This window comes from Shigella flexneri 2a str. 301 (assembly GCF_000006925.2).
Lineage (GTDB): Bacteria > Pseudomonadota > Gammaproteobacteria > Enterobacterales > Enterobacteriaceae > ECMA0423.
Map to the genome: position 1 here is coordinate 3,561,452 of NC_004337.2, position 22,675 is coordinate 3,584,126.

Annotated in this window: 23 protein-coding genes; 9 read left to right on the plus strand and 14 right to left on the minus strand. The window is 53.3% G+C overall.

Annotated elements, in window-relative coordinates; translation table 11 throughout:
- Positions 1–66 precede the first annotated feature (66 nt).
- The 6 genes from ugpB to livK all read right to left on the minus strand — a co-directional run bounded on the left by ugpB (position 67) and on the right by livK (position 6,616).
- Positions 67–1,383, minus strand: coding sequence for a glycerol-3-phosphate ABC transporter substrate-binding protein (gene ugpB / locus SF3471; protein NP_709223.1), 1,317 nt, complete (start codon positions 1,381–1,383; stop codon positions 67–69).
- Positions 1,384–1,779: 396 nt separating this feature from the next.
- Positions 1,780–2,493, minus strand: coding sequence for an ABC transporter ATP-binding protein (livF, locus tag SF3472; protein NP_709224.2), 714 nt, complete (start codon positions 2,491–2,493; stop codon positions 1,780–1,782).
- Between the two features lies 1 nt (position 2,494).
- Positions 2,495–3,262: an ABC transporter ATP-binding protein gene (livG, locus tag SF3473; RefSeq protein NP_709225.1), complete on the minus strand. Its 768-nt coding sequence runs from the start codon at positions 3,260–3,262 to the stop codon at positions 2,495–2,497.
- The gene (gene livM, locus SF3474) at positions 3,259–4,536 is read right to left on the minus strand and encodes a leucine/isoleucine/valine ABC transporter permease (protein ID NP_709226.1); all 1,278 of its coding nucleotides are present in this window, start codon (positions 4,534–4,536) and stop codon (positions 3,259–3,261) included. Before livM ends, livG begins: the two co-directional genes overlap by 4 nt.
- Positions 4,533–5,459, minus strand: a complete 927-nt coding sequence (gene livH, locus SF3475; protein ID NP_709227.1) for a branched-chain amino acid ABC transporter permease — start codon at positions 5,457–5,459, stop codon at positions 4,533–4,535. Before livH ends, livM begins: the two co-directional genes overlap by 4 nt.
- A 47-nt stretch (positions 5,460–5,506) precedes the next feature.
- The gene (livK, locus tag SF3476) at positions 5,507–6,616 is read right to left on the minus strand and encodes a leucine ABC transporter substrate-binding protein LivK (protein ID NP_709228.2); all 1,110 of its coding nucleotides are present in this window, start codon (positions 6,614–6,616) and stop codon (positions 5,507–5,509) included.
- 423 nt (positions 6,617–7,039) lie between these two features.
- On the opposite strand from livK, the gene yhhK reads away from it, so the two are divergent.
- On the plus strand, positions 7,040–7,423 hold the full coding sequence (gene yhhK / locus SF3477) for a hypothetical protein (protein ID NP_709229.1): 384 nt from the start codon (positions 7,040–7,042) through the stop codon (positions 7,421–7,423).
- Positions 7,424–7,621: 198 nt separating this feature from the next.
- On the opposite strand, the gene livJ is transcribed toward yhhK, so the two are convergent.
- The 5 genes from livJ to ftsY form a co-directional block, all read right to left on the minus strand.
- Positions 7,622–8,782, minus strand: coding sequence for a leucine ABC transporter substrate-binding protein LivK (gene livJ / locus SF3478; RefSeq protein ID NP_709230.1), 1,161 nt, complete (start codon positions 8,780–8,782; stop codon positions 7,622–7,624).
- A gap of 213 nt (positions 8,783–8,995) precedes the next feature.
- Positions 8,996–9,850, minus strand: coding sequence for an RNA polymerase factor sigma-32 (gene rpoH, locus SF3479; protein ID NP_709231.1), 855 nt, complete (start codon positions 9,848–9,850; stop codon positions 8,996–8,998).
- Between the two features lie 244 nt (positions 9,851–10,094).
- Entirely contained in the window at positions 10,095–11,153 is a 1,059-nt protein-coding gene (ftsX, locus tag SF3480) for a cell division ABC transporter subunit FtsX (RefSeq protein NP_709232.2), read from the minus strand.
- Complete coding sequence (ftsE, locus tag SF3481) at positions 11,146–11,814, minus strand: cell division protein FtsE (RefSeq protein NP_709233.2); 669 nt, start codon at positions 11,812–11,814, stop codon at positions 11,146–11,148. The genes ftsX and ftsE overlap by 8 nt, the downstream gene beginning before the upstream one ends.
- A gap of 2 nt (positions 11,815–11,816) precedes the next feature.
- Positions 11,817–13,313 carry a signal recognition particle-docking protein FtsY gene (gene ftsY / locus SF3482; protein ID NP_709234.1) on the minus strand — a complete coding sequence of 499 codons (1,497 nt, stop codon included), beginning with the start codon at positions 13,311–13,313 and terminating at the stop codon, positions 11,817–11,819.
- 149 nt (positions 13,314–13,462) lie between these two features.
- Between ftsY and rsmD the strand changes: the two genes are divergently transcribed.
- Entirely contained in the window at positions 13,463–14,059 is a 597-nt protein-coding gene (rsmD, locus tag SF3483) for a 16S rRNA (guanine(966)-N(2))-methyltransferase (RefSeq protein ID NP_709235.1), read from the plus strand.
- On the plus strand, positions 14,049–14,318 hold the full coding sequence (gene yhhL / locus SF3484; RefSeq protein NP_709236.2) for a hypothetical protein: 270 nt from the start codon (positions 14,049–14,051) through the stop codon (positions 14,316–14,318). The genes rsmD and yhhL overlap by 11 nt, the downstream gene beginning before the upstream one ends.
- Positions 14,319–14,320: 2 nt before the next feature.
- Here yhhL and yhhM read toward each other — a convergent pair whose 3' ends face one another.
- The gene (gene yhhM, locus SF3485; protein ID NP_709237.1) at positions 14,321–14,680 is read right to left on the minus strand and encodes a receptor; all 360 of its coding nucleotides are present in this window, start codon (positions 14,678–14,680) and stop codon (positions 14,321–14,323) included.
- Between the two features lie 140 nt (positions 14,681–14,820).
- Between yhhM and yhhN the strand changes: the two genes are divergently transcribed.
- Together yhhN and zntA are read left to right on the plus strand one after the other, a co-directional pair.
- Complete coding sequence (gene yhhN / locus SF3486; protein ID NP_709238.1) at positions 14,821–15,447, plus strand: hypothetical protein; 627 nt, start codon at positions 14,821–14,823, stop codon at positions 15,445–15,447.
- Positions 15,448–15,520: 73 nt separating this feature from the next.
- A complete protein-coding gene (gene zntA, locus SF3487; RefSeq protein ID NP_709239.1) occupies positions 15,521–17,719 on the plus strand; it encodes a zinc/cadmium/mercury/lead-transporting ATPase in 2,199 nt (732 codons plus the stop codon).
- Positions 17,720–17,820: 101 nt separating this feature from the next.
- On the opposite strand, the gene yhhP is transcribed toward zntA, so the two are convergent.
- Positions 17,821–18,066, minus strand: a complete 246-nt coding sequence (gene yhhP, locus SF3488) for a sulfur transfer protein SirA (RefSeq protein ID NP_709240.1) — start codon at positions 18,064–18,066, stop codon at positions 17,821–17,823.
- A gap of 220 nt (positions 18,067–18,286) precedes the next feature.
- On the opposite strand from yhhP, the gene yhhQ reads away from it, so the two are divergent.
- Both yhhQ and SF3490 read left to right on the plus strand, forming a co-directional pair.
- Positions 18,287–18,952, plus strand: coding sequence for a hypothetical protein (gene yhhQ / locus SF3489; RefSeq protein ID NP_709241.1), 666 nt, complete (start codon positions 18,287–18,289; stop codon positions 18,950–18,952).
- 18 nt (positions 18,953–18,970) lie between these two features.
- Entirely contained in the window at positions 18,971–19,582 is a 612-nt protein-coding gene (locus SF3490) for a hypothetical protein (protein ID NP_709242.3), read from the plus strand.
- 3 nt (positions 19,583–19,585) lie between these two features.
- Here the strand turns inward: SF3490 and yhhS are convergent, their stop codons facing one another.
- Positions 19,586–20,845, minus strand: a complete 1,260-nt coding sequence (yhhS, locus tag SF3491) for a major facilitator superfamily transporter (protein ID NP_709243.3) — start codon at positions 20,843–20,845, stop codon at positions 19,586–19,588.
- A 91-nt stretch (positions 20,846–20,936) separates the two neighbouring features.
- Here yhhS and yhhT point away from each other — a divergent pair, with 91 nt between their 5' ends.
- Together yhhT and yhhU are read left to right on the plus strand one after the other, a co-directional pair.
- On the plus strand, positions 20,937–21,986 hold the full coding sequence (gene yhhT / locus SF3492) for a hypothetical protein (protein ID NP_709244.1): 1,050 nt from the start codon (positions 20,937–20,939) through the stop codon (positions 21,984–21,986).
- Between the two features lie 54 nt (positions 21,987–22,040).
- Entirely contained in the window at positions 22,041–22,628 is a 588-nt protein-coding gene (gene yhhU / locus SF3493; protein ID NP_709245.1) for a holo-(acyl carrier protein) synthase 2, read from the plus strand.
- Positions 22,629–22,675: the final 47 nt, after the last annotated feature.

Here is a 22,675-nt window from a genome sequence, read left to right on the forward strand (position 1 = left end):
CTTCGCTTATCCGGCCTACACGCGATGCCAGGTCAGATAAGCGAAACGCATCCGGCATTACACTGATTAAGACTTCGTCGATTTCTCAAAGCGGCGCAGTAACTGGTTCCCACGCTCAACTGCGGTATCCAGCGCCTGCTGTGGCGTCTTCTTACCGGTCCACACGCTCTCAAGCTCTTCATCCACAATCACGCGGATCTGCGGCATGTTGCCCAGACGAAGCCCTTTGGTGAACGGCAACGGCGGCTTGTTCAGCATCTGACGCGTCGCGGTATCCGCACCTGGGTTTTTCTCGTAAAAGCCCTGCTCACGGGTCAGGTCATACGCCGCTTTGGTAATTGGCAGATAACCGGTTTTCTGATGCCACTCAGCAGCGTTTTCTGGCTTCGCGAGGAAGTCGAGAAACTTCGCCACGCCGGTATACGTTTCTTTATCTTTGCCCTGCATCACCCACAGGCTGGCTCCGCCGATAATGGCGTTTTGTGGCGCATCTTTCGCATCGGCGTCGTAAGGCATCATACCTACGCCGTAGTTAAATTTGGCGTACTCGCGAATGTTGGCAAGAGAACCGGAAGAGGCGGTGGTCATCGCGCAATCACCGTTATAGAACTTCTCGGTGGATTCATCCTTACGACCGACGTAGCTGAAGTCGCCCTTCTTGTTCATCTCCTCGAGCATGGCGATGTGTTTCACCTGCTCCGGCTTGTTGAACTCCAGCACCGCGTCCGTGCCGTCAAAGCCGTTGTTTTTGCTGGCAAACGGCAGACCGTTCCAGGCGCTAAAGTTTTCCAGTTGGATCCAGCCCTGCCAGCCGCTGGCGTAGCCGCACTTAATACCGGAGGCTTTCAGTTTTGCGGAATAGTCCGCCAGATCCTGCCAGGTTTTCGGCGGCTGTTCCGGGTCTAACCCCGCTTTCTTGAAGGCGTCTTTGTTGTAATAGAGAACGGAAGTCGAGCTGTTGAACGGCTGGGAGAGTAAGTGGCCGGTTTTGCTGTCGGAGTAGTAACCGGAAACCGTCGGCACAAACTGCGACTCATCGAACTGAATCCCTGCCTCTTTAAACACGTCATACACCGGTTTAATGGCTTTCGACGCCATCATGGTGGCGGTGCCAACTTCATAAACCTGCAAAATAGCCGGAGCGTTGCCGGTACGAAATACGGCAATCCCCGCGCTTAAATTCTGTTCGTAGTTGCCTTTATAGGTCGGTACAATTTTGTAATCCGGATTTTCGGCGTTAAAACGTTGGGCCAGAGAATCCACCTCTTTACCCAGTTCCCCTTCCATAGAATGCCAGAACGGAATGGTCGTCACTGCCTGTGCATTCCCCATTAACGCCAGTCCGAGCGCCAGTGCTGAAGCTGTATAATGTAACGGTTTCATCGTTTATCTCTCTTGTTGTACCGAATGCGCGAATTCACGCGTTTTATGCTCGCGGGGTAACATGACATGCTCGAATTACAGAAAAATAACTTTTTTGTTACATTTGTAAGATAGTAAGGTGTCAGAAAGATGACAAGGCGGTGACGGCGTGGGTGAGGGAAAATGGGAGATGGGGCACGGATAAGCGGAAAAATAGAAGGTCTGAATCAAACTCTACAGATTACTCATCGTTTCATGCCGGATGCGGCGTAAACGCCTTATCCGGCCTACAAGATCGTGCAAATTCAATATATTGCAACTCACCCAGTAGGCCTGATAAGCGCAGCGCATCAGGCAATTTTGCATTTGTCACCTGTCTCAAAGGAGTCTTTTGACTCCTTATCAATCAACGTGTTATTACCCGCCTAAATACGCACTTCTCACTGCTTCGTTCGCCAGCAGCGCGTCGCCGGTATCGGAGAGCACCACATGGCCGTTTTCCAGCACGTAGCCGCGATCCGCCAGCTTTAGCGCCTGGTTGGCGTTCTGCTCGACGAGGAAGATAGTCATCCCCTGCTCGCGCAGCTGCTCGATGGTGTCGAAAATTTGCTGGATGATAATCGGCGCAAGACCGAGCGATGGCTCATCAAGTAACAACAAACGCGGATTGCTCATCAGCGCGCGACCAATCGCCAGCATCTGCTGTTCACCGCCGGACATGGTGCCCGCCCGCTGAACACGGCGCTCATGCAGACGTGGAAACAGTTCATACACCCACTTTATGCGCTCCTGAAACTGGTCACGTTCGGCAAAGAAGCCGCCCATCGCCAGGTTCTCTTCCACCGTCATCCGCGAGAAGACGCGACGCCCTTCCGGGACAATCGCTACCGCTTCGCGCATGATTTTCGCCGTCTGCCAGTCGGTAATGTCTTTATCATCAAACACAATTAGCCCGCTGGTGGCGCGCGGATCGCCGCATAACGTGCCGAGCAAGGTGGTTTTCCCCGCCCCGTTCGCGCCAATGAGAGTGACAATCTCGCCCTGATTGATATGCAGGCTCACCTCATGCAGCGCCTGGATTTTGCCGTAGTGGGCGCTGACTTTGTCAAAGGACAACATGACTTTTTCCATCTTATGCCTCACCTAAATAGGCACGGATCACGTCCGGGTTATTACGGATTTGCTCCGGCGTACCGTTTGCCAGTGGCGTCCCCTGATTGACCACATAAATTCGGTCTGAAATCCCCATCACCAGCTTCATATCGTGTTCAATCAACAAAATAGTGGTGTTGTGATGATTGCGCAGTTCGGCAATCAGCTCATCCAGCTCTTTGGTTTCTTTTGGGTTAAGACCTGCCGCCGGTTCGTCGAGCATTAAAATCTCCGGCTGCGTCACCATGCAGCGGGCAATCTCCAGACGGCGTTGGTCACCATAGGCCAGGTTACTCGCCTGACGGTTGGCGTGTTCCAGCAAACCAATGCGCTCAAGCCAGGTGGCGGCGCGGTCGAGCGCTTCGCTCTGGGCGCGACGGAAAGAAGGCGTTTTCAACAGGCCAGAGAACAGCCCGGTTTTCAGTTGCTGATGCTGCGCCACCAGCAGGTTTTCAATTACCGTCATTTCACGGAACAGACGCACATGCTGGAAGGTGCGCACCACGCCCATGCGAGCAATTTGCTGCCCCGGTAAACCTTCAAGATGCTGATCGCGCAGTAAAATGGTGCCGCCGGTGGGTTTGTAGAAACCGGTCAGGCAGTTAAAAACCGTGGTTTTTCCGGCACCGTTAGGGCCGATTAACGAGACGATTTCCTGCGGGTACAGTTCAAGATTGACGTTGTTCACCGCCAGCAGGCCGCCGAAGCGCATCATCAGACCGTTAACAGATAATAATGGCTGACTCATGCCTGCTCTCCTTTCGCTGCGCCGTTTTTCAGCTTCAGTTGCGGGCGCGTCATGGGCAGCAAACCCTGCGGACGCCAGATCATCATCAGCACCATCAAACCACCGAGCATTAACATGCTGTATTCGTTGAAATCACGCATCAATTCGCGCGACACCACCAGCAGAACAGCCGCCAGAATCACTGCAAATTGCGAGCCCATACCGCCGAGCACCACTATCGCCAGCACAAAGGCCGATTCAGCAAAGGTGAAGGATTCCGGGCTGACAAAGCCCTGACGCGCCGCAAACAGCGTTCCGGCAAAACCGGCAAATGCGGCGCTGATGGTAAAAGCAGTCAGCTTGATACGGCGCGGGCTTAAGCCCAGCGAACGACAGGCGATCTCGTCTTCACGCAACGCTTCCCACGCGCGGCCCAGCGGCATCCGCAGCAGGCGGTTAATGACAAACAGGCTTAACACCACCAGCAGCAACGCCACCAGGTAGAGGAAGATAACGCGATCGGACGGATCGTATTTCAGGCCAAAGAAATTACTGAACGTGTCCCAGCCGCCTTCACGAGCGGTACGGCTGAACTCGAGTCCGAAGAGTGTCGGTTTCGGGATCTGACTGATTCCGTTCGGGCCGCCGGTGATTTCAGTGTTATTGAGCAGCAATATGCGCACAATTTCGCCGAAACCAAGGGTAACGATCGCCAGATAGTCACCGCGCAGACGCAGCACCGGAAAACCGAGCAGGAAACCCGCCGCCGCTGCCATCAGTCCGGCAATCGGCAAACAGGTCCAGAACCCCAGACCGTAATAGTGATTGAGCAGCGCAAAAGTGTAAGCGCCGATGGCGTAAAAACCGCCGTACCCCAGCACCAGCAGACCAGAAAGACCAACAACCACATTCAGCCCGAGACCGAGGATAATGTAGATCATGGTCAGAGTGGCGATATCCACCGTCCCACGTGACACCATAAACGGCCACGCCACCACAAGCACCAGCAGCGCCACGAGGAACAGCTTTTGCTTCACCGTGGACCCATCAATCGCGGGCAGAATAAACTTCGGCCCGGAAACGCTTTTCAACCCTTTCTGGAAAGCCGGTCGCAAAAGCTGGAAGAAAAAGACCACCGCCGTGCCGATAAACATCCACTGCCAACGGATGTCTGAAGCCGTGTCGACCACCAGTTTGGTGCCATCCAGCTCCAGTTGTACGCCCATAAAGACGCCCGCCAGGACAAAGAACATCGCGGCAGAGAGCAGTGCCATTGCAATATGCATCGGTTTCATACTTTCTCTACCTCCGGGCGACCCAGAATACCGGTCGGCATCACCAGCAGCACCAGAATCAGCAGGGCGAATGAGACCACATCTTTATATTCCGTACTCAGATAGGCAGAAGAGAGCGCCTCCGCAATCCCCAGGATCAGCCCGCCAATCATCGCCCCTGGAATGCTGCCAATCCCACCGAGCACCGCAGCGGTAAAGGCTTTCATCCCGGCCATAAAGCCGATATAGGGGTTAATGACGCAGTAGAACTGACCGAGCAGTACGCCAGCCACTGCCGCCATCGCCGCGCCAATAACAAAGGTCAAAGCAATCACCCGGTCGGTGTTGATGCCAAGCAGGCTCGCCATTTTCAGATCTTCCGCGCAGGCACGACAGGCGCGCCCCATACGGGAATAGCGAATGAAAATCGTCAGCGCCAGCATGGCGAGGAAGGTGACAATCCAGATCACCGCCTGCATGGTGGTAATAGAGGCAGAGAAGTTTTCGCTATGGCCCACCACCCACTGACCGTTAAACAGGCTCGGCAGCGCCACGTCGCGCGAACCTTCGGTCAGGCTGACGTAGTTTTGCAGGAAGATGGACATACCGATTGCGGAAATAAGCGCAATCAGGCGCTTAGAGTTACGCACCGGGCGGTAAGCTACCCGTTCGATACTCCAGCCGTAGGCGCTGGCGATGACGATTGCGCCGACGAATCCCGCCGCCACCAGCAGCCAGCCGGTATCAATGCCCATCATCATCAGCGCGGCGATGATCATAAATGAGACGTAGCTGCCAATCATATAAACCTCGCCGTGGGCGAAGTTGATCATGCCGATAATGCCGTAAACCATGGTGTAGCCGATGGCTATCAGCGCGTAGGTACTGCCCAGCGTGACGCCGTTAAACATCTGCTGCAAGAAATACAAAAACTGCTCAGACATAAGGTAACCTTTCTAAACCCGCCCGCATTTTACGGGCGGTGGGATGATCACTTGGCTGCCGTGGATGAACCGTCGGCGTGCCACTGGAAGACACCAAAATCAAATCCCTTAAGATCGCCTTTTTCATCCCAGTTCAGCGGCCCAATCACGGTGTTTGCACCGTTAGCTTTTAAATCTTTCACCAGCGCCAGCGGCTCATCGCTGCCGGTACGCTCAAGGGCAGTTGCCAGAGATTGCACTGCCGCGTAAGTGATCCAGACATAAGGCCCGGACGGATCTTTCTTGTCTGCTTTCAGCGCATCAACGATGCCCTGGTTTGCCGGATCCTGGTCATAGCGTTTTGGCATAGTGACCAACATGCCTTCGGCGGCATCACCGGCAATGTTCGACAGCGATGCGTTACCGACACCTTCCGGCCCCATAAACTGGGTTTTCAGGCCAACGGAACGGGCTTGGCGCAGCATCTGCCCCATTTCCGGGTAGTAACCGCCGTAGTAAACGAAGTCGATATTTTCTTTTTTCAGGCGGGCGATCAGCGCGGAGAAATCTTTCTCCCCGGCGGTAATACCGTCGAAGAAGACGACGTTGGCGTTAGCCGCTTTCAGCCCGTCCTGCACCGAACGCGCCAGCCCTTCGCCATACTGTTGTTTGTCGTGAATGATGGCGATGCGCTGGGGCTTCACCGTCTCAAGAATGTATTTTGCCGCCGTAGGCCCCTGGGAAGAGTCCAGCCCGGCAGTACGCATAATGTGTTGATAACCGCGTTGGGTCAGCTCCGGGTTGGTCGCTCCCGGCGAGATCATCAGAATACCTTCGTCTTCGTAGATATCCGACGCTGGCTGGGTAGAGGAAGAACACAGATGACCAATAACGTATTTAATGCCGTCGTTAACGATTTTGTTGGCGACCGCAACGGCTTGTTTCGGGTCGCAGGCGTCGTCATATTCCACGCCAACCAGCTTGTCGCCCTTAATTCCCCCTTTGACATTAATGTCTTTAATCGCCTGACGCGCGCCGTTAAATTCCATATCGCCCCACTGGGCAATCGGGCCGGACATCGCGCCGACAACGGCGACTTTAATATCGTCAGCCATAGCGGTGTGTGAAATTGCCAGTGCAATCATCCCTGCGATGATAGTTTTCGCATTCCGTTTCATAGTCAAAAATCCCCATTCGTGATGTTGTGTTGCTTTGTTTTTATGTGTTAACAAATCAGACTGTTCTTTTTTTATACTGCACTGTTTTTGCCTGTCTGATTAAGGGGTTAGCGCAGTATTTTGTGATGATAGCGATTAAAATCCCTATTTTTCAGTCGATTAAGAACAGATAATATTCTGAATTTATTGATAGATAAACAGAAAAAAGTGCCTTTGTCAGCATAAAATAACGGCACAAAGGGCGGAATAATTCACTATCATTCAGGGGATTATGCTGGACATTTTTCATTCTCTAATGTTTTAACTTTGTAATTATTGCTGTTAAAAAATTAATCACCTGCCAAAAGAAATAAAAAAGAGAAAGCCTCCGATTAAATTATTTCGCTACACTGGTTCCACTTTTGTGATTTACACGGGTTACCCATGAAGCTGACCATCATTCGATTAGAAAACTTTAGCGACCAGGACCGGATTGACCTGCAAAAGATCTGGCCGGAGTATTCCCCTTCCTCTTTACAGGTTGACGATAACCACCGTATCTACGCCGCGCGTTTTAACGAGCGTCTGCTTGCGGCCGTGCGGGTAACCTTAAGCGGCACCGAGGGAGCACTGGATTCTCTACGCGTGCGGGAAGTCACCCGCCGTCGCGGTGTGGGGCAATATCTGCTGGAAGAGGTTTTGCGTAACAATCCTGGCGTTTCATGCTGGTGGATGGCGGATGCAGGCGTGGAAGATCGCGGTGTGATGACGGCGTTTATGCAGGCACTGGGATTTACGGCACAGCAGGGCGGCTGGGAGAAGCGTTAATCGTCAAGTTGATTTCAAAAGTGATGACCAACGAGAAATTGCCTGATGCGCTACGCTTATCAGGCCTATAATGTGTGCTGCAATTTACTGATTTCTTTGGTTCTTGTAGGCCGGATAAGGCGTTTACGCCGCATCCGGCATGAAGCAACGTATTCGATATTAGCAATTTGGCGGCAACCCAAAGTTGCCGATTAACAATTACTTCGCATCGGTCACCGTGCCGTTGGCGTGCCAGTCAAATACGCCGAACTCAAAGCCCTTTAGATCGCCTTTCTCATCCCAGGTCAGTGGCCCCATCACGGTATCCACGGAGTTCGCTTTTAGGTATTTGGCGATTTCAGCCGGATCGTCAGACTGATTCAGGCCCGCCTGCAAAGATTGCAGCGCGGCGTAGGTGGTCCAGACGAATGCGCCGCTTGGGTCCTGTTTTTTCGCTTTGATCGCATCAACAATGGGTTTGTTCGCCGGAACCTGATCGTAGTTCTTCGGCTTGGTCACCAGCAGCCCTTCCGCTGATTCGCCCGCAATGTTAGACAGCGAAACGTTAGCCACACCTTCCGGCCCCATAAACTGAGTTTTCAGCCCTGCCGCGCGTGCCTGACGCAGGATTTGCCCCATTTCCGGGTGATAACCGCCGTAGTAAACGAAGTCGATATTCTCTTTTTTCAGACGCGCCACCAGCGTTGAGAAATCTTTTTCCCCGGCGGTGATACCATCAAAGAACACCACGTTAGCATTGCCTTTCTTCAGGCCGTCCTGCACCGCTCGTGCCAGACCTTCGCCGTATTGCTGTTTGTCGTGAACGATAGCAATACGCTGCGGTTTCACTTTCTCAAGAATATATTTCGCCGCCGTCGGCCCCTGGTCGGAGTCCAGGCCGGTGGTGCGCAGGATCAGCTGATAGCCACGGGCGGTCAGCTCCGGCGCGGTTGCCGCTGGGGTGATCATTAAAATGCCTTCGTCTTCGTAGATGTCAGACGCAGGCTGCGTTGATGAAGAACAGAGGTGACCAATCACATATTTAATGCCGTCGTTAACGACTTTGTTCGCCACCGCAACCGCCTGTTTCGGGTCACAGGCATCGTCATATTTTACGATTTGCAGTTTGTTGCCTTTAATGCCGCCTTTAGCGTTGATATCCGCAACCGCCTGCTCTGCGCCGGTAAACTCCTGGTCACCGTACTGCGCAACCGGACCGGACATTGCACCCACGACCGCGACTTTAATATCTTCTGCCAGAGCCATATTGCTGAATGCCAGCGCGATACATCCTGCCAGTAACGCTTTACCCTTTATGTTCATCCTGAGAATCCCCATTCTTCTGGTTATTACGTGTGTTGTGATGTTGTTGTTCAGCACTTTATTTCGTTTTATGCATGACTACCCGTGCTTTAGCAGCATACTCTGCTAAAACATACCCGATTTTTATGATATTGGAATAGCTATTTTGACAGTTTATTAACAATCTGCGTGGGGATTGGCGTTTTGCCGGAGGGGGAATTGATTATTGTAGAGGCCCAAAAAACAAAAACCCCGGACTCTCATCCAGGGTTCTCTGCTTAATAGCGGAAATTACGCTTCAATAGCGGCGCGAAGTTTTTTCATCGCGTTCTTTTCCAGTTGGCGCACACGTTCAGCGGAAACACCGTAACGGTCAGCCAGTTCCTGCAACGTGGACTTGTTGTCTTCGTCCAGCCAGCGCGCACGGATGATGTCCTGGCTGCGTTCGTCCAGACCATGCATCGCGTCGGTCAGACGGTTTGCCGCCTGCTCTTCCCAGTTATCATCTTCGATGCCGTCGGCAAAGTTAGATGATTTATCCTGCAGATAGAGCACCGGTGCCATCGGCTGGCTGTCGGAATCGTCGTCGGAAGACAGGTCAAAGGTCATGTCCTGTGCCGCCATACGTGATTCCATCTCACGTACGTCTTTGCTGGTTACGCCCAGTTCACGGGCCACCATTTCGACTTCATCCTGGTTAAACCAGCCCAGACGCTGCTTGGTTTTACGCAGGTTGAAGAACAGTTTGCGCTGCGCTTTGGTGGTCGCAACTTTGACGATACGCCAGTTACGCAGAACGTATTCGTGGATCTCTGCTTTGATCCAGTGGACGGCGAAGGAGACCAGGCGCACACCCACTTCCGGGTTAAAACGGCGCACTGCTTTCATCAGGCCGATGTTACCTTCCTGAATCAAATCCGCCTGTGGCAGGCCATAGCCCGCATAATTACGAGCAATATGAACAACAAACCGCAGGTGAGACAGGATCAGCGTTTTAGCTGCTTCCAGATCGCCATGGTAATGCAGCTTTTCAGCCAGCGCCCGCTCCTCGTCAGCCGACAACATCGGCCACGCGTTAGCTGCCCGGATGTAGGAATCCAGGTTGCCAACTGGGGCTAAAGCTAAACTTTGCATTTTGTCAGTCATTCAAATCCTCTCAATCGATATCTTCTGGCGCTTCAGTGGTAGCAACAACTGTGCCAAAGCTTAAGAGCAACGAGGTTATCATTCACTGTTTTATCAGACCGTGATTTTATCCACAAGTTCAATGCAAGCTTGTGAATAAATTACGCACAAAATGTGACATAGAGATGAAATACCGGGAAGAGACAACGGGGTCTCTTTCCCTGCTACGGAACCCATTGCAGGGAAAGAGTATAACACGCTTTTATTATTCAGGCGTAAAGTGGCGTAAATGTTGTACCGTGGCAAGCCACGCTGCCACCCAGCCAATCATCGAGCATACCAGCAGCAATAGCAGGCATTCATCGAACGATAAACCATTGATATCAAACTTCGTTCCGAAAACCTGTGCCACTTCCGCCACCGCTGACGACAAACGCAGTACCAGAATTTCTGACAAAATTAATGACAACAATGCGCCAGAAAATCCCAGCAGCGCACCGCCGTACAGGAACGGGCGAAGGATGAAACCATCCGTCGCACCAATCAGTTTCTGCACGTTGATGGAGTCACGGCGAGCAAAGATGCTCAGACGTACGCTGTTGCCGATGACGAGGAACACTGCCGCCACCATCAACACGCCGATCATCGCCGAAACGCGCCCAACCAGCCCGGTCAACGCCGCCAGACGGGCAAACCAGCTGTCATCCATCCGCACTTCGTCAATACCGTTAATCTGCGTGATACGATCACGCAGCGTATTGAGTGATTCCGTCCCCTGAAAATCGAGTTTCGGGATCACCACCGCCACTGCCGGAAGCGGGTTTTCTTCCAGCATATCCAGCGCACCACCAAAACCAGACCAGTTACGGAACTCGCCCAGTGCGTCTTCACGAGAAAGATAGTTCACTTTCTCCACGCCTTGCTCGGCCTGCAACTGTGCCACCACGCCCGCAGCGGCGTCATCGTCCAGCGTTTTTTGCAAGTAAACAGTGATTTGCGGTGACGGATAATACTGCGTCGCCGCCTGATTAACGTTTTTGTACACCATATAACAGACGCTGGGCAGCGTCAGGGAGATGGCGATAACCATCACCGTTAAAAACGTGGCGAACGGTTTGCTTTTCAGATCCTGCAATGCGCCGTGGAAGGCATAGCGCACCTGTTCGTTGAAAACGTTGGTTTTGCGATTTACCGGTTTTGGCGAGGATTTCGCGCGTTTCGGTGCGTTACGACCGCCGTCGCCTGAGCCGCCGACCGATTTACGGAAGCGATCCAGACGCCCACCAAACTGCCGAATATGATTGATTGCATCGCGCTTATTCATGGCCCACGCCTCCATGCAAGTGACCATCGCTCAGGGTGAGCATGCGATAGGAACGCCGTGAAATCAGATTAATGTCGTGCGTTGCCATCAATACGGTTACCCCAACGCGGTTAAACTCTTCAAACAGACGTAGAATCCCTTCCGACAACGCGTCGTCCAGGTTACCGGTCGGTTCGTCCGCCAGCAGTACCGCGGGCTTATTCACCACCGCGCGGGCAATGCCAACACGCTGTTGTTCACCGCCGGAAAGCTGAATAGGGAAGTTCTTCGCTTTGTCCAGTAGCCCGACTTTATCCAGTGCCGCCGACACCCGGCGACGAATATCGTCACCGCTGGCACCAGCGATAATCAGCGGGATCGCCACGTTATCGTAGACAGTACGGTCCATCAGTAGATGGTGATCCTGGAAAATCATGCCAATCTGGCGGCGCAGAAACGGAACTTCACGGTTTTTCAGACGCGTGATGTCATGGCCGCTAAACCAGATTTTCCCGGCGCTGGGCCGCTCAATCCCACAGATCAGCTTCAGGAGGGTACTTTTCCCTGCGCCGGAATGACCGGTCAGAAACGCCATCTCACCCGGCTGCATATGGAACGTAACGCCCTGCAGCGCCTGTCTCCCACCGAGATAAGCCTTGCTGACATGTTCAAAGCGAATCATTGTTAATCCTCTCGGGCAAAAAGTGCCTCTATAAAGTCGTCCGCCTTAAACGGACGCAAATCCTCAATACGTTCGCCGACACCAATGTAGCGGATAGGGATACCAAACTGGTCAGCCACCGAGAAAATTACCCCGCCTTTCGCCGTGCCGTCCAGTTTCGTTAGCGTGATGCCGGTTAAGCCAACAGCTTCGTGGAACAGTTTGGCCTGGCTTACCGCGTTCTGCCCGGTGCTGGCATCAATAGTCAGCATAACTTCATGCGGCGCTTCAACGTCGAGTTTCTTCATCACGCGGACGATTTTCTTCAACTCTTCCATCAGATGCGATTTGTTCTGCAGACGTCCGGCGGTATCGGCAATCAGGACGTCGATATTACGCGCTTTAGCTGCCTGAATGGCGTCGAAGATAACAGAGGCGGAATCCGCACCGGTATGCTGGGCAATCACCGGAATATTGTTGCGCTGACCCCAGACCTGAAGCTGTTCAACCGCAGCTGCACGGAAAGTATCGCCCGCCGCCAGCATCACCGATTTACCCTGCTGCTCAAACTGACGCGCCAGCTTACCAATCGTCGTGGTTTTACCCACACCGTTGACGCCCACCATCAGGATCACGAACGGCGTTTTATCTTCAACATTCAGCGGCTCATCGACTTTCGCCAGAATCTCGCCCATCTCTTCTTTCAGCAGGCCATAGAGCGCCTCGGCATCACGAAGCTGCTTGCGGGATGCGCCTTCCGTCAGATTGGTGATAATTTTACGTGTGGTTTCCACGCCCACATCGGCGATCAACAGCTGTTCTTCCAGCTCTTCAAACAGATCATCGTCGATTTTTTTACCGCGGAACAGGCTGATAAATCCGGAACCGAGATTTTCTTTGGTTTTTAACAGGCTGCGTTTCAGGCGCGCGAAGAAGCCTTCTTTGGTCGGTTTTTCTTGCTCCTGGGCAATTTCTGCAACCGGCTGCTCTTCTTCTGCCGGAGGAACTACCATCACCGCCTCTTCTGCCGCTTCGGCAGCCAGCGCCTGTGCTTCCAGCTCTTCGTCGGTGATTTCTTCTTTAGCCGCTTCTTCTTCTGCCGCTTCGACAATCTCTACGGTTTCCGCTTCAGCCTGCCACTCTTCTGGCGAAACCTCTTCGGCGTTGACGTCTTCCGGCAACGGCAGCTCTTCACGTTCGATAGCCACTGGCTCCGGCGTTTCTTCTACGACCGGTTCCGGCTGTGCAACAACTTCCGCTTCAGGCTGCGCTTTTTCACTTTCAACAACCTGTTCAGTGACTTCCACAACGTCGGCAGCAAAAGTTTCCGCCTCGGCTTCAGTATGCGCCTGCGGCTGCTCTTCAACGGCTTGTTCAGAAGCCTTCGCAGGCTCTTGCGCCTGAACGATTTCTTCTACAACCGGTTGTTCATTCTGAACTTCTGTCTCTTTTTCCGGGGTCTGCTCTTTTTGACCAAAGCCCAGCCAGGAAAAAAAGCCACGTCTTTTTTCTTTCGCCATTTGCGACTACACTCCTCGCTGTTGCTTCATGGCACAGCGTTAACGCTATGTACATAGCAGCTAAAAAAATGATGAAATAGTCTATCACTTAACTTAATTCACATCACCGCCTGCAAGTATGTGTTATCTGGCGGATTGAGCAATTTATCATGAAAAAACCGAATCATTCCGGCAGCGGCCAAATCCGCATTATTGGCGGGCAGTGGCGAGGCCGTAAACTCCCGGTTCCTGATAGCCCAGGTCTGCGCCCCACCACCGACCGCGTACGCGAAACGTTGTTTAACTGGCTGGCTCCGGTCATTGTTGACGCCCAATGTCTGGATTGCTTCGCCGGGAGCGGCGCGCTGGGGCTGGAAGCGTTATCGCGCTACGCTGCGGGGGCAACGTTGATTGAGATGGATCGCGTGGTTTCTCAGCAGTTAATTAAGAATCTGGCGACACTAAAAGCAGGCAATGCACGCGTGGTGAACAGCAACGCAATGTCATTCCTGGCGCAAAAAGGCACACCGCATAATATCGTGTTTGTCGATCCACCGTTCCGCCGTGGCTTGTTAGAAGAGACGATAAATTTACTGGAAGATAACGGCTGGCTGGCTGACGAAGCCCTGATTTATGTCGAAAGCGAAGTCGAAAACGGTCTGCCCACTGTTCCGGCAAACTGGTCATTACATCGGGAAAAAGTGGCGGGTCAGGTGGCTTATCGGCTGTATCAACACGAAGCACAAGGAGAAAGTGATGCTGATTAATATTGGTCGTTTGTTAATGCTCTGCGTTTGGGGATTTTTAATCCTCAATCTGGTGCATCCCTTCCCGCGCCCGCTAAATATTTTCGTTAACGTGGCGCTGATTTTTACCGTGCTGATGCATGGTATGCAGCTGGCGCTATTGAAATCCACTTTACCGAAAGATGGCCCGCAGATGACCACCGCCGAAAAGGTGCGGATTTTCCTTTTCGGCGTGTTTGAACTGCTGGTCTGGCAGAAGAAATTTAAAGTTAAAAAATAACCTTATTGTTCGCCAACAAAGCTAACAAAGCGCGTTCCTTTATAGCTCAGCGTACCTTTATCGCCCACTGTCAGGGCGTGGTACTGCTGGGCGTCGAGGCGAAACGTCTGCTCCATTCCTCCGCTTTGCGGTTTGAAGCTTGCCTCATAGCGCATACTGGTGCCTGCCGGAGTCACTTCCTGCTGGCGCGAACGGCGATCGTTAATCGGTTTTTCCCGCTTGTTGCTCACCACCACCAGCTTTTGCTGGAGCGGAGCCATATCATTATCAGCTTTTTCCCGTCGCTGTTGCATAAAACGAAACGATGCGGCGACGACAATTAAGCCAATGATAACAATAAAGAAAAGAGGTGGTTTACTCATCTTTATCCCTCATCGGAAAATGCGGAATTAAGCATACCCTGCCAGTTATGGTGTTGTCATCCGTCCACCCTCGCCACTAAACTGGAAGCAAGACCGTAGGCATTCTGCTTACGAAAAAATAACGAATTCAAGGAACTAAGATGCTTTGGTCGTTTATCGCTGTCTGTCTTTCCGCATGGCTATCTGTGGATGCATCGTATCGTGGGCCAACCTGGCAACGCTGGGTGTTTAAACCGTTAACCCTTCTTCTCCTGCTGTTACTGGCCTGGCAAGCACCGATGTTCGACGCCATTAGCTATCTGGTGCTGGCGGGACTGTGCGCCTCACTGCTGGGCGATGCGCTAACCCTGTTGCCACGTCAACGTCTGATGTACGCCATCGGCGCGTTTTTCCTCTCGCACCTGCTGTACACCATCTATTTCGCCAGTCAGATGACGCTCTCTTTCTTCTGGCCTCTGCCACTGGTGTTGCTGGTTCTGGGTGCGCTGCTACTGGCGATTATCTGGACGCGGCTGGAAGAGTACCGTTGGCCTATCTGCACGTTTATCGGCATGACGCTGGTGATGGTGTGGCTGGCAGGTGAACTGTGGTTCTTCCGTCCGACCGCTCCGGCGCTCTCTGCGTTTGTTGGCGCTTCGTTGCTGTTTATCAGTAACTTTGTCTGGCTGGGGAGCCACTATCGCCGACGCTTCCGTGCGGATAACGCGATTGCTGCGGCCTGCTACTTTGCCGGTCACTTCCTCATCGTCCGCTCACTGTATCTCTGATAAAACTTGACTCTGGAGTCGACTCCAGAGTGTATCCTTCGGTTAATGAGAAAAAACTTAACCGGAGGATGCCATGTCGACACCTGACAATCACGGCAAGAAAGCCCCTCAATTTGCTGCGTTCAAACCGCTAACCACGGTACAGAACGCCAACGACTGTTGCTGCGACGGCGCATGCTCCAGCTCGCCAACGCTCTCTGAAAACGTCTCCGGCACCCGCTATAGCTGGAAAGTCAGCGGCATGGACTGCGCCGCCTGTGCGCGCAAGGTAGAAAATGCCGTGCGCCAGCTTGCAGGCGTGAATCAGGTGCAGGTGTTGTTCGCCACCGAAAAACTGGTGGTTGATGCCGACAATGACATCCGTGCCCAGGTTGAATCTGCGGTGCAAAAAGCGGGCTATTCCCTGCGCGATGAGCAGGCCGCCGACGAGCCACAAGCATCGCGCCTGAAAGAGAATCTGCCGCTGATTACGCTTATCGTGATGATGGCAATCAGCTGGGGTCTGGAGCAGTTCAATCATCCGTTCGGGCAACTGGCGTTTATCGCGACCACGCTAGTTGGGCTGTACCCGATTGCTCGTCAGGCATTACGGCTGATCAAATCCGGCAGCTACTTCGCCATTGAAACCTTAATGAGCGTAGCCGCTATTGGTGCACTGTTTATTGGCGCAACGGCTGAAGCTGCGATGGTGTTGCTGCTGTTTTTGATTGGTGAACGACTGGAAGGCTGGGCCGCCAGCCGCGCGCGTCAGGGCGTTAGCGCGTTAATGGCGCTGAAACCAGAAACCGCCACGCGCCTGCGTAACGGTGAGCGGGAAGAGGTGGCGATTAACAGCCTGCGGCCTGGCGATGTGATTGAAGTCGCCGCAGGTGGGCGTTTGCCTGCCGACGGTAAACTGCTCTCACCGTTTGCCAGTTTTGATGAAAGCGCCCTAACCGGAGAATCCATTCCGGTGGAGCGCGCGACGGGCGATAAAGTTCCTGCAGGAGCCACCAGCGTAGACCGTCTGGTAACGCTGGAAGTGCTGTCAGAACCGGGTGCCAGCGCCATTGACCGGATTCTGAAACTGATCGAAGAAGCCGAAGAGCGCCGCGCCCCCATTGAGCGGTTTATCGACCGTTTCAGCCGTATTTATACGCCAGCGATTATGGCCGTCGCCCTGCTGGTAACGCTAGTGCCGCCGCTGCTGTTTGCCGCCAGCTGGCAGGAGTGGATTTATAAAGGTCTGACGCTGCTGCTGATTGGTTGCCCGTGTGCGTTAGTTATCTCAACGCCTGCGGCGATAACCTCCGGGCTGGCAGCAGCAGCGCGTCGTGGGGCGTTAATTAAAGGCGGTGCGGCGCTGGAACAACTAGGTCGTGTTACCCAAGTGGCGTTTGATAAAACCGGTACGCTGACCGTCGGTAAACCGCGCGTTACCGCGATTCATCCGGCAACGGGTATTAGTGAATCTGAACTGCTGACACTGGCGGCGGCGGTCGAGCAAGGCGCGACGCATCCACTGGCGCAAGCCATCGTACGCGAAGCACAGGTTGCTGAACTCGCCATTCCCACCGCCGAATCACAGCGGGCACTGGTCGGGTCTGGCATTGAAGCGCAGGTTAATGGTGAGCGCGTGTTGATATGCGCTGCCGGGAAACATCCCGCTGATGCATTTGCTGGTTTGATTAATGAACTGGAAAGCGCCGGGCAAACGGTTGTGCTGGTAGTACGTAATGATGACGTGCTGGGTATCATTGCATTGCAGGATACCCTGCGCGCCGACGCTACAACTGCCATCAGTGAACTGAACGCGCTGGGGGTTAAAGGAGTGATCCTCACCGGCGATAATCCACGCGCAGCGGCGGCAATTGCCGGGGAGCTGGGGCTGGAGTTTAAAGCGGGCCTATTGCCGGAAGATAAAGTCAAAGCGGTGACCAAGCTGAATCAACATGCGCCCCTGGCGATGGTCGGTGATGGTATTAACGACGCGCCAGCGATGAAAGCTGCCGCCATCGGGATTGCTATGGGTAGCGGCACAGACGTGGCGCTGGAAACCGCCGACGCAGCATTAACCCATAACCACCTGCGCGGCCTGGTGCAAATGATTGAACTGGCACGCGCCACTCACGCCAATATCCGCCAGAACATCACCATTGCGCTGGGACTGAAAGGGATCTTCCTCGTCACCACGCTTTTAGGGATGACCGGGTTGTGGCTGGCAGTGCTGGCAGATACGGGTGCGACGGTGCTGGTGACGGCGAATGCGTTAAGGTTGTTGCGCAGGAGATAAGGCAAACCGATCGCAACATTGAGCGCGATCGGTCCCCTCGCCCCTCTGGGGAGAGGGTTAGGGGGTGAGGAAAAGGCGGCATCGAAGCCAATCAGCCCCTATCAACCGCCTTTACGAATCAAATAACGATAAGGCAGTCCATCCGTCTCTTTCGCAACCAGTTCGTGTTCCATAAAGGTACAAAACCCAGGAATATCGCGGGTAGTGGCCGGATCGTCGGCGATAATCAGCAACGTTTCGCCAGGCTGCATATTGCGCACGGTTTTGCGCACCATCATCACCGGTTCCGGGCAGCGCAGGCCAAGCGCGTCGAGTGTGTGGTCAGGGCTGGAAAAGAGATCGGTCATTTTCTTCTCATCACTTAAAAAAACGGCGCTAGTTTACGCCCTGTGAGTCCGTAAGCAAACCAGGTTAACGATTGCGTGAAAATTAACCATTGCATTGTCAACGTAAAGCAGTATCATGCGGCGGCTCGAAAAAAGGGTAAGCACGTTATTATGTTAAGGTAACAGACGTGTCGTACGTATTGGGTTCCCTCACCCCAATGGTTAATCAAAAAGGTACAATATGAACGTTTTCTCGCAAACTCAACGCTATAAGGCGTTGTTCTGGTTATCGTTATTTCATCTTCTGGTGATCACCTCCAGTAACTATCTGGTTCAGCTTCCCGTCTCCATTTTTGGTTTCCATACCACCTGGGGCGCGTTTAGCTTTCCGTTTATTTTTCTTGCTACCGACCTGACCGTGCGTATTTTTGGCGCACCGCTGGCCCGACGCATTATCTTCGCGGTAATGATCCCTGCGTTATTAATCTCCTACGTCATCTCGTCGCTATTCTATATGGGTTCCTGGCAGGGATTCGGCGCACTCGCCCACTTCAACCTGTTTGTCGCCCGTATCGCCACCGCCAGTTTCATGGCCTACGCGCTGGGGCAAATCCTCGACGTGCACGTTTTTAACCGCCTGCGTCAGAGTCGCCGCTGGTGGCTGGCACCGACAGCGTCCACACTGTTCGGTAACGTCAGCGACACGCTGGCCTTTTTCTTCATTGCCTTCTGGCGTAGCCCGGATGCCTTTATGGCTGAACACTGGATGGAAATCGCGCTGGTCGATTACTGTTTCAAAGTGTTAATCAGTATCGTTTTCTTCCTGCCAATGTATGGCGTATTACTCAATATGCTGTTGAAAAGACTGGCAGATAAATCCGAAATCAACGCTTTGCAGGCGAGTTAAAGGTTCGTTATCAGAGTTGTGATAAGATGGATGAATGAGCCGTTATGGCCGTTTATCGAAAGGAAGAAGTCAATGCGCAATCTGGTTAAATATGTCGGAATTGGCCTGCTGGTTATGGGGCTTGCGGCCTGTGATGATAAAGACACTAACGCTACGGCGCAGGGTTCGGTTGCGGAAAGTAACGCTACCGGGAATCCCGTCAACCTGCTTGATGGCAAGTTAAGTTTCTCGCTGCCAGCGGATATGACCGACCAGAGCGGTAAGCTGGGAACGCAGGCCAATAACATGCATGTCTGGTCCGACGCCACCGGGCAGAAAGCAGTCATCGTCATCATGGGCGATGATCCGAAAGAAGATCTGGCGGTGTTGGCGAAGCGTCTGGAAGATCAGCAACGTAGCCGCGATCCGCAGCTGCAAGTGGTAACCAATAAAGCCATTGAGCTGAAAGGTCACAAAATGCAGCAGTTAGACAGTATTATCTCCGCGAAAGGCCAGACGGCGTACTCTTCCGTTATTCTGGGTAACGTGGGTAATCAACTGCTGACCATGCAAATTACGCTGCCAGCTGACGATCAGCAAAAAGCGCAAACCACCGCAGAAAACATCATTAATACGCTGGTTATTCAGTAAGTTTTAAGATGATGAGGCGGCCTCAGGGACGTGTTCCGGAGGCCGTTTTTTTAATCGCCACGTCAGTAATAACGCGATTGCGACCAGTCCCGCCGCCGCCAGATAAATCACCGGTACGCCCGCCCAGCTCATCACCAGCCCAGCCAGTGGTCCAGTCACGCCAAGCGATAAATCCATAAATACGGTGTAAGTTGCCAGCGCCGCCCCCTGATTTTGCTGCGGAACCGCTTTTACCGCCACTACACCCAATGCCGGGAACACCAGCGAAAACCCGGCCCCCGCCAGTAAGACGCCGATTTTCGCCATCCACGGCATAGTCGCCACGCCAACCAGTAGCAGGCCGATTATCTCAACGCTAAAGCAAATCATCGCTACGTTTAAGCCACCGATACGGTTAATGCCGTTAGGGAATAACAAACGCGTACCGACAAACGCACAGCTAAACAGCGTCAGCGCGAAAGCCGCACCGTCCCAACCTTTAGCGTCATAAAACAGCGTGATAAAGGTGGCGATGACGCCAAATCCGGCGGAAGCCAGTGCCAGCGCCATACCGTACAGCCAGACGCGCCCAAGCACCGCGCGAAACGGCAGCGGTTTGCCTTTACTGGCTTTTACCGTCGGACGCGGGATCGCCAACAAAATGGCCACCAGCGCCACGCCCATAATGATTAACGCTAACGCCTGCAAGCCGCCCCAGTGATAAAACACGACGCCTAACGGCGCACCCATCGCCATCGCCCCGTAAGTGACAATGCCGTTCCACGAAATCACCCGCCCGATATGCAGCGAGCCAACCACTCCAACGCCCCATAGGGTCGATCCCGTTCCGGCAAAACTTTGCCCAATCCCAAGGATGACGCGCCCCAGGCAAAGTAATAACAGGCTGATGACAGGCAGACTGGCGGTTAATCCTGCCGTCAGATACCCCAGACCGCTCAAAAAGCAGCCGCATAAACCGAAGACGACAATCTTTTTGGGTCCCAGCAAATCGGCGTAACGTCCGGCATGAGGGCGGCTCAGCAAGGTGGCGAAATATTGCAGGCTGATAACCAATCCTGCCCAGAAGGCGCTAAAGCCCATCACATCATGGACATAGCCCGGTAATACAGCGAGCGGCAACCCGATGGTGAGGTAGCTGGCGAAGTTAAACATGACAATGGAGACAATGCGCAAATTCAGGCGCAATCCGTTTAGCGCGGGTTCGGCTACGGGTTCGGGCATGAGGATCACCACATTTTTACAACAGTGTTTCATTTTTACCATGTGCTGACGTGAAAATCAGCAGTAAGAATCAGAATATTGCTGGCGTGACTCCCGCGCTACACTTAACACAAAAAGTCACAAGGAAGCCCCAATGGAAACCCCTCAACCCGATAAAACGGGCATGCACATTCTGCTCAAGTTGGCCTCGCTGGTAGTGATCCTCGCGGGCATTCACGCAGCGGCAGATATCATTGTGCAGCTGTTACTGGCGCTGTTTTTTGCCATCGTCCTCAACCCGCTCGTTACCTGGTTTATTCGTCGGGGAGTACAACGCCCCGTTGCCATTACGATTGTAGTGGTGGTGATGCTGATCGCACTAACCGCGCTGGTCGGCGTACTGGCGGCATCGTTTAACGAATTTATCTCTATGCTGCCGAAGTTTAATAAGGAGCTGACGCGCAAACTTTTTAAATTGCAGGAGATGTTGCCTTTTCTTAATTTGCATATGTCGCCGGAGCGAATGCTGCAGCGGATGGACTCGGAAAAAGTGGTTACCTTCACCACAGCGCTAATGACCGGGCTTTCCGGGGCAATGGCGAGCGTGCTTTTGCTGGTGATGACCGTAGTTTTTATGCTGTTTGAAGTGCGCCACGTCCCTTACAAAATGCGTTTTGCGCTGAATAACCCACAGATTCACATCGCAGGATTACACCGCGCACTTAAAGGCGTTTCGCATTATCTGGCGTTAAAGACGCTACTCAGTTTATGGACAGGTGTCATCGTCTGGCTGGGGCTGGCGCTAATGGGCGTACAGTTTGCGCTGATGTGGGCAGTACTGGCGTTTTTGCTCAACTACGTGCCCAATATCGGCGCGGTAATTTCCGCCGTACCGCCAATGATTCAGGTGCTGCTGTTTAATGGTGTTTACGAATGTATTCTGGTCGGCGCATTGTTTTTAGTGGTCCATATGGTCATCGGCAATATTTTAGAACCACGGATGATGGGCCATCGCCTGGGGATGTCCACCATGGTGGTATTTCTTTCATTGTTAATCTGGGGATGGCTGCTCGGCCCGGTAGGGATGCTACTTTCGGTGCCATTAACCAGCGTGTGTAAAATCTGGATGGAAACGACGAAAGGTGGCAGCAAACTGGCGATTTTACTGGGGCCGGGCAGACCGAAAAGTCGGTTACCGGGATGAGGCGACAAGTGATACGATACGCACTTTCATTTTCCATTAAACGTTGGCCCTGATATGTATCGGATAGTTCTGGGGAAAGTTTCGACCTTAAGCGCAGCTCCACTGCCACCGGGTTTACGCGAGCAAGCACCGCAAGGTCCACGACGCGAACGCTGGCTGGCGGGGCGTACATTGCTTTCGCACACGCTTTCCCCGCTACCGGAGATCATCTATGGCGAACAAGGCAAACCTGCATTCGCGCCGGAAACGCCGCTATGGTTCAACTTAAGCCATAGCGGTGACGATATCGCTCTGCTGTTGAGCGATGAAGGCGAAGTCGGCTGCGATATCGAAGTGATTCGCCCGCGCGTCAACTGGCGCTGGCTGGCGAACGCCGTGTTCAGCCTCGGGGAACACGCTGAAATGGACGCCGTGCATCCTGATCAGCAACTGGAAATGTTCTGGCGCATCTGGACGCGCAAAGAAGCCATCGTTAAACAGCGTGGCGGCAGCGCCTGGCAAATCGTCAGCGTAGATAGCACCTATCACTCCTCGCTGTCAGTCAGCCATTGTCAGCTAGAAAATTTAAGCCTTGCGATCTGCACCCCCACCCCCTTTACGCTCACCGCCGACAGTGTGCAATGGATCGATTCAGTTAACTGATCCGCCCACCCGACTGCCCATCTATTGATCCAGAACAGGTAATCAGT